Below are 7,432 nucleotides of genomic sequence, written 5' to 3'. Positions count from 1 at the left end.
GGACCACCCGTCCGGCGAGGTCGCGGGCGTAGAAGGCCTGCTTGTACGTCTCCGGGCGCCCGACGGCCTCGATCACGACGTCGGCGCCGTTGCCGCCCGTCAGGTCCCGGATCGCCTCGACCGGGTCAGAGGTGCGGGAGTTCACACCGTGGGTCGCGCCCAGGTTTTTGGCCATCTGGATCTTGTTCTCATCGATGTCCACGGCGATGATCGTCGTGGCCCCGGCGAGCTTGGCGCCGGCGATCGCGGCGATGCCGACACCGCCGCAGCCGATCACGGCCACCGATTCCCCGCGCTTGATCTCACCGGTGTTGATCGCCGCGCCGATGCCGGCCATCACACCGCACCCCAGCAGCCCCACAGCGGCCGGGTCCGCGTCCTCATCGACCTTGGTGCACTGCCCGGCCGCGACCAGGGTCTTCTCCGCGAACGCCCCGATCCCCAACGCCGGGGAGAGCACGGTGCCGTCCTCCAGGGTCATCTTCTGGGTGGCGTTGGCGGTGTTGAAGCAGTACTGCGGCTGGCCCTTCGCGCACGCCCGGCACTGCCCGCACACCGCGCGCCAGTTCAGGATCACCCGGTCACCGACAGCGACCTCCGTGACGCCCTCCCCGACGGCGGAGACCACGCCGGTAGCCTCATGGCCCAGCAGGTACGGGAAATCATCACCGATACCGCCCTGCTTGTAATGCAGGTCCGTGTGGCACACCCCGCACGTCAGGACATCCACCAAAGCCTCACCCGGCCCCGGATCCGGCACCAGAATCGTCTCCAACGACACCGGAGCGTCCTTCTCCAGCGCAACGACTGCCTTGACTTTATGAACCATAACTTTCGCGTTCCTTTCAAGAGTCCGGGGACCCGTTGGCCACAGCACCTCTGCCAATCTAGCTGATGCGTTGGGGTACAAGATCCCCAATCCTGCACCACATCGGCAATTGCGTATTACACAACACGATGCACATAGCGCGTACCTGTAAATATGACAGTCGTCACTTTCGAGTGTCAACAGATGTCGCAGGCGCGACACACTCCGGCCCCGTGGGCACAGGCAGCCGCTTTTTTCTCCACCTGCTGCAACAGCATATCTCTGACAGCAACAGACCTTCGCGCTCGCCCGGACCGGGCTAGAAGGCCGAGCAACTCCGCTTTCGGCCATTTACCTTTCCCGAGTGCCCGGAAAAAAGGCATTGACTATGGCTCCGGTCACGCATACTCTGGTGCAACAGCGTTGCACTCACTGCAACCCCAAACTACTTGGTGGATCTATGAGTAACGAAACTTCCTCCCCCGCTGCTCTTGAAGGAGTGTCTGGCCCGGAGTCCAATGGCGGACATGACGGGACATTCTCCGGAGGCAGCCCGGTGAACGGCCACAGCCTCGAGCAGGCCGGCAGCGGCGTCAGCAGGGACACGCGACGGCGCGTCGTCACTGCCAGCTTTATCGGCAACTTTGTCGAATGGTTCGACTACGCGGTCTACGGCTACCTGGCGGCAACCATCTCTTCGGTCTTCTTCCCCGAGGCCGACCGGCAGACTGCCTTGCTCGCGACCTTCGGTGTCTTTGCCGTTTCCTTCTTCATCCGCCCCCTCGGCGGATTTGTCTGGGGCCACATCGGAGACCGCCTCGGCCGGCGGAAAGCACTGTCGCTTTCCATCGTCATCATGTCCGTTTCAACGTTCTGCATCGCGCTGATCCCCGGCTACGCAACCATCGGACTGCTGGCGCCGATCCTGCTCCTGCTGGTCCGCATCGTGCAGGGCTTCTCCGCCGCCGGTGAATACGCCGGTGCGTCCGCCTTCCTGGTGGAGTATGCGCCGTCGAACAAGCGCGGACTCTATGCCGCCGTCGTACCGGCCAGCACCGCCGCGGGACTGCTGCTCGGTTCCCTGATCGCCGCGCTGCTCAGCAGCGTGCTCACCGCAGAGGAACTGCACGAGTGGGGCTGGCGGCTACCGTTCCTGCTGGCAGCGCCCATGGGCCTGATCGGCCGCTACATCCGGACCAAGCTCGAAGATACGCCTGCGTTCCGGGCGCTGGAAGCGGAAGACCACACGGCCAAGGCACCCCTCTTCGCGATGTTCAAGACCCACCGCAGGCAGCTGATCATTGCCGCGGGCGCCGTCCTGCTCAACGCCGTCGGCTTCTACGTCATCCTCAGCTACATGCCCACGTACCTCTCGGAGGAACTCGGCTTCGGTGCCACGGAATCCTTCCTGGCCACCACCATCGCCCTGGCAAGCTACATCGGCTTCATCTTCCTGACCGGCATCGCGTCGGACAGATTCGGCCGCAAGCGCATGCTGATCACGGCATCGGTGCTCTTCATCCTGCTGACCGTGCCGGCCTTCATGCTCCTGGACACGGGCAACTTCCTGGTCATCGTCCTGATCCAGATCCTGCTGGGCGGCATGCTGACCCTCAACGACGGCACGCTCCCCAGCTTCCTGGCCGAGCTCTTCCCCACCCGTGTCCGCTACAGCGGCTTCGCAGTCAGTTTCAATCTCTCCAACGCCCTCTTCGGCGGCACGGCCCCCTTCATGGCGACGCTGCTCATCGGAATGACGCAGAGCAAACTTGCGCCCGGCTGGTACCTCGTGGCGGCATCCGTCGTCTCGCTGGTCGCCGTCCTGTTTGCCGCCGAGACCTCCAAGAAGCCGCTCGTGCACGACTGAGCCGTCCGCACAGTTCCAAGTCCCGGATTTACCTGATTTTCCACCAAAGACCAGCAGCCGCCCGGATGGCAGCTGCCCTAACGAAAGGTACAACCATGACCATCACCGAAAACGAAGCCGTCAACGACGTCGCCAAGCTTGACCGCCTCAAGGTTTTGAACAACGGCGACAAGGTAAAGCTCACGTTCTCCGACGCCGAGTTCGAGCGCCGCCTGGCAGGCCTGCGCGGCATCATGGCCGAGAAGAGCCTGGACGCCGTCGTCCTCACCAGCTACCACTCCATCAAGTACTACTCCGACTTCCTGTTCACCTACTTCGGCCGCTCGTACGCCATGGTGGTCACCAAGGAGGACACGGTCACCGTCACCGCGAACATCGACGCCGGGATGCCCTGGCGCCGCAGCTACGGCGAGAACCTCGTCTACACGGACTGGCGCCGGGACAACTTCATCCACGGTATCCAGGAGGTGCTGCGCACCCGCGGCATCCCGGTCCGCCGTCTCGGCGTCGAAGACGACTCCCTGCCGCTGGAGAACCGCAACAAGATCCAGGCTGCCTTTGAATCTGCAACGCTGGTGGACGTCTCCAAAGCCGCCATGCGCCAGCGCATGATCAAGTCCGCGGAGGAGATCGAGGTCATCAAGCACGGTGCACGCATCGGCGACCTGGGCGGCGAAGCCATCCGCAACGCCATTACCGCGGGCATCACGGAATACGAGGTTGCACTGATCGGGACCGAAGCCATGGTCCACGAGATTGCCCGTACGTTCCCGGACTCAGAAATCCGGGACACCTGGGTGTGGTTCCAGTCCGGGATCAACACCGACGGCGCACACAACTGGGCCACCACCCGCAAGATCCAGGAACACGACATCCTGTCCCTGAACTGCTTCCCGATGACCTCCGGCTACTACACGGCGCTGGAACGGACCCTGTTCTACGGCGAACCCGATGCCCGTTCCCTTGAGCTGTGGAACATCAACGTGGAGGTCCACAAGAGGGGCCTGGAGCTGATCAAGCCCGGTGCGGTCTGCAAGGACATCGCGGCGGAACTGAACGAGATCTACATCAGCCACGGCCTGCTGGCCAACCGCACGTTCGGCTACGGACACTCCTTCGGTGTCCTCAGCCACTACTACGGCCGGGAGGCCGGGCTGGAGCTCCGCGAGGACATCGACACCGTGCTCGAACCGGGAATGGTGGTCTCCATGGAGCCGATGATCACCGTCATGGACGGGCAGCCGGGCGCAGGCGGATACCGCGAGCACGACATCCTGGTGGTCGGCGAAGACGGCGCAGAGAACATCACGAAGTTCCCGTTCGGGCCCGAATACAACATCATCGGGGCCTGACCTTAACCGTCCCGCAGCACTGACCGGAAGTGGCGCCACAGCGAAGGTGGCGCCACTTCTGCGTCCTATTAGGGAATGATGGTTACCACCATGAGCCCAGCAGAATCTCCTGAAGTCACCGGCAACGGCGACTCCAAAGGCACGTCCGTCATCGTCAATGCCATTGCCGTCCTGCGGACATTCACCGCGGACGAGCCGCTGCTCGGCGTCACGGAGATCGCCAACCGGGTGGGGCTGCACAAGAGCACCGTTTCCCGGATCCTGGCCACGTTCGAGCAGGAGCGCCTGGTGGAACGCGATCCCGAAACACGGCGGTTCCGGCTCGGCCTGGGTCTTATCGCTGTGGCCGGCCCGCTGCTCGCCGAACTCGAGGAACGGCGCGTCGCCTACCCTGTGCTCCGTGAACTCGCAGAGCAGACCGGCGAAACCAGTGCGCTGATGGTGTGGAACGGCTCGGAGTCGATGTGCGTCGAGCAAATCGCGAGCCATCACCAGATCAAGCATTCAACACCCCTTGGCGCCCGCTACCATGACGCGCTCAGCGCTTCCGTGCAGGTCTTCCTCGCCACCGAGTCCCCTGAACGGGTGCGGACATTGCTGCGCAGCGGGGCGGTCACCTATCCGGGACTCGACGAGACCGGCCTGGAGGACTATCTCGTCCGTCTCAAGGAGGCCGCCCAGCGCGGCTGGGCCATCAACTACGGCGAATCCTCACTCGATGAGGTGGGCGTGGCCGCCCCGGTCTATGACCACCGCGGCGATGTTGTTGCCGCGGTCCTCATCCCGGCTCCCCGCTTCCGGGTCTCCCCGGAGACGCTGCAGAGCCTGGGCGAATCCTGCATGGCAGCGGCCCGCCGGGTCACTTCCCGGCTTGGCGGGGCCGCGCCGGAGTAGGGCGCCACTGCCGCTGAATCTATCCGTGGCCCGCGGCCCGGAACGTCACGCAGGCATCAAGTCCTGCACCATCTTTAAGAGGCCCCGGAGCCCTGGGTGCCAGGGACGCCGTGGCTCCGCTGGCCTCGGCGAGCTGCTGCACAATGGCCAGGCCCAAGCCGCTTCCCTCGGTGCTTGCCTGGCCCCGCCAGAACCGGTTGAAGGCCCGCTGGCAGTCCTCGGCGGAGAGTCCGGGGCCTTCATCCAGAATGTGGAGCTCGATCCTGCCGTCGTTCTCCGGCCGCGACACCTCCAGGCGCACCAGCGATCCGGGAGGAGCCACCGCCAGGGCGTTGTCGATCAGGTTGTCGATGATCTGTTCCGCCGCCCCCGGCATTGCCTTGATCTGCGCCTGGGCAGGTGCATCCAGCGCGATCCGGACCCCGCTTTCCTCCGCGAGCGCCTCCCACTGCTCCGCCCGGTTCGATGCAACGGCGGCCAGGTCCACGCTGGCAAGGGCCACTTTGCGGCTGTCCGCCCTGCTGAGGAGCAACAGTCCGTCGATAATCCGCTGGAGGCGGTAGGTCTCCTCCAGGGAGTCTGCCACCATGATCCGCGCACCGTCCGGATCGCTCCCGATGGAGTCGGCAGCATTTTCCAGCTGGAGCCGAAGGCCGGTCAGTGGCGTGCGGAGCTGGTGTGAGGCGTCACTGGCGAAGCCCTTTTGCTGCTGCAGCAGATGTTCCAGCCTGTCGGCCATGCGGTTGAACGAGCGGGCCAGGGCACGCAGTTCCGGGGCACCTTCGTCCTCTTCGGTCCGGGCGGAGAGATCACCCCCGGCCAGGACCTCCGTGGCTTTCTGCAGCCTCTTGATCCTCCGGGTGACAGCACCCGCCATGAGGTAGGCCAGCATGCCCGCGAGGAGGACCGTGGTCCCAGCGACGGTCCACAGCACCGTCAATTGCCCCGAGACCCGGTCGGTTACCTCCGAGGCCGGGTAGGTGAGACGGACTGCCCCGGTGATTTTGTCGCCGCTGAGGACGGGGACGGTCACGTAGAGCAAATCAAATCCCAAGGTCTCGGAGTGCCGCTGGCCGGAATTGATCTGGCCTGTAAGTGCGGCGGCGATTTCGGGGCGGGACAGGTACGGGGATCCGGTGGCGGACTGGTCGTCGTCGGACGTGGCCACGGCGGTGCCTGCAGTGTTGACAATCACCACCCGCGCTCCGCTCGCCTGCCTGTATTCGCGCACGACATCATCGACGCCGGCGGGGGTTCCGGCGCCGCTCTCCAGCAGTTGCCTGGCCCTCCCGCCAAGGAGAAATGCATCCCGCTCGAGGGACGTGGTGAGGCGGTCCCGTTCCACCCGGACCAGGTAATTCCCCAGCGGGATGTCCTGGACCAGCACCACCAGGAGGGTGATGACCATGAATGCGGAAATAAGCCGCCATCTCATCCAGGGACGTCCAGCCTGAATCCGACCCCGCGGACAGCCTCGATCCAGCGGGGGTCCCCGAGCTTCTTGCGGATGGCCGCCACATGGGCGTCCAGCGTCTTCGTGGTTCCGTACCAGTTGCCGTTCCAGACGGCGCGCAGAATGTCGCTTCTCGGGCATACGGCTCCGGGGTCTTCGGCCAGGTAGTAGAGGAGCTCAAACTCCTTGACCGTCATGTGGATTTCCGCGCCGTCCACGAGCACGCGCCGGGATCGCTGGTCAATGCTGAGCGGGCCGATCTGCCGGGTGCTTCCGGAAGCAGCCTGGCCGTCCCCGCCGTGGTCCTCCGAGCGCCGTGCCACCGCCCTGATCCTGGCTACGAGTTCGCGCATTCCGAAAGGCTTGACCAGATAATCGTCGGCGCCCAGCTCCAGAGCCAGTACGCGGTCAATTTCCTCGTCGCGGGCGCTGACAACAATGATCGGGGTCGTGGTCAAGGCACGGATGGCACGGCAAAGGTCTGTCCCGTCCATGTCCGGCAACCCCAAATCCAGGAGGATGAAATCGGGACCGGAGGCGCGTACTTCGGCAAGTGCACCCGCGCCGTCCGCTACATGGCTGGCCTGGAAACCTGCCCGCGCCAATCCTTCCAGGACGCCGGCGCCCACTGATTCATCATCTTCAACAACCAGGATTTGCATACCTGATTATTGCGCCACCAATCTTGGACAATCCTTGGATTTCCGTTGCACCTATCCTTTCCGTCGGGTTCCTACAGTTAGGGCATGAGAACACGATCAGCCTTGGCCCTATCAATTGCAGGGATTCTCGTCACGGGATCCACCGCCCTCGCCGTGAACACCCAGACCCTGAACAATTCCTCAACCGGGACCACCGGCAACGCCAGCGTCCTCCTTCCGGACGGCTCGGCCACCAGTACTCCTGCCGCCGTTCCGGCGGCGGCCAGCAGCCCGGATACGACGGCGGCCGCGACAACGCGTACGAATCGGACGGCATCGCCGTCGCCCTCATCCACGCCGTTGTCGATACACGAAGCCGGTGACGACAAGGGCGGCCTCCGTGCAACACCCGAACCC

At 64.4% G+C, this 7,432-nt stretch carries 6 protein-coding genes and 1 pseudogene; 4 read left to right on the top strand and 3 right to left on the bottom strand.

The features are described 5' to 3' along the window. A partial coding sequence (locus tag ACIP9X_RS15645; RefSeq protein WP_400480662.1) for an alcohol dehydrogenase catalytic domain-containing protein occupies positions 1-829 on the bottom strand: 829 nt, incomplete at its 3' end. Between the two features lie 439 nt (positions 830-1,268). Between ACIP9X_RS15645 and ACIP9X_RS15640 the strand changes: the two genes are divergently transcribed. The 3 genes from ACIP9X_RS15640 to ACIP9X_RS15630 all read left to right on the top strand — a co-directional run bounded on the left by ACIP9X_RS15640 (position 1,269) and on the right by ACIP9X_RS15630 (position 4,921). Further along, positions 1,269-2,675 carry an MFS transporter gene (locus ACIP9X_RS15640; RefSeq protein ID WP_400480661.1) on the top strand — a complete coding sequence of 469 codons (1,407 nt, stop codon included), beginning with the start codon at positions 1,269-1,271 and terminating at the stop codon, positions 2,673-2,675. Between the two features lie 95 nt (positions 2,676-2,770). Next, on the top strand, positions 2,771-4,027 hold the full coding sequence (locus ACIP9X_RS15635) for an aminopeptidase P family protein (RefSeq protein ID WP_400480660.1): 1,257 nt from the start codon (positions 2,771-2,773) through the stop codon (positions 4,025-4,027). Between the two features lie 90 nt (positions 4,028-4,117). Next, positions 4,118-4,921, top strand: a complete 804-nt coding sequence (locus ACIP9X_RS15630; RefSeq protein ID WP_400480659.1) for an IclR family transcriptional regulator — start codon at positions 4,118-4,120, stop codon at positions 4,919-4,921. A gap of 19 nt (positions 4,922-4,940) precedes the next feature. On the opposite strand, the gene ACIP9X_RS15625 is transcribed toward ACIP9X_RS15630, so the two are convergent. Together ACIP9X_RS15625 and ACIP9X_RS15620 are read right to left on the bottom strand one after the other, a co-directional pair. Then, positions 4,941-6,329: an ATP-binding protein gene (locus ACIP9X_RS15625; RefSeq protein WP_400480658.1), complete on the bottom strand. Its 1,389-nt coding sequence runs from the start codon at positions 6,327-6,329 to the stop codon at positions 4,941-4,943. Positions 6,330-6,352: 23 nt separating this feature from the next. Then, a complete protein-coding gene (locus ACIP9X_RS15620; protein ID WP_400480657.1) occupies positions 6,353-7,036 on the bottom strand; it encodes a response regulator transcription factor in 684 nt (227 codons plus the stop codon). Between the two features lie 84 nt (positions 7,037-7,120). Here ACIP9X_RS15620 and ACIP9X_RS15615 point away from each other — a divergent pair. Continuing rightward, a pseudogene (locus ACIP9X_RS15615) lies at positions 7,121-7,432 on the top strand (hypothetical protein); the annotation flags it as partial.

It is taken from the genome of Arthrobacter sp. NPDC093125, assembly GCF_044754225.1.
GTDB lineage: Bacteria > Actinomycetota > Actinomycetes > Actinomycetales > Micrococcaceae > Arthrobacter.
Note: the sequence above shows the minus strand (reverse complement) of the source record. Positions and strands in the feature narration are given on the sequence as shown.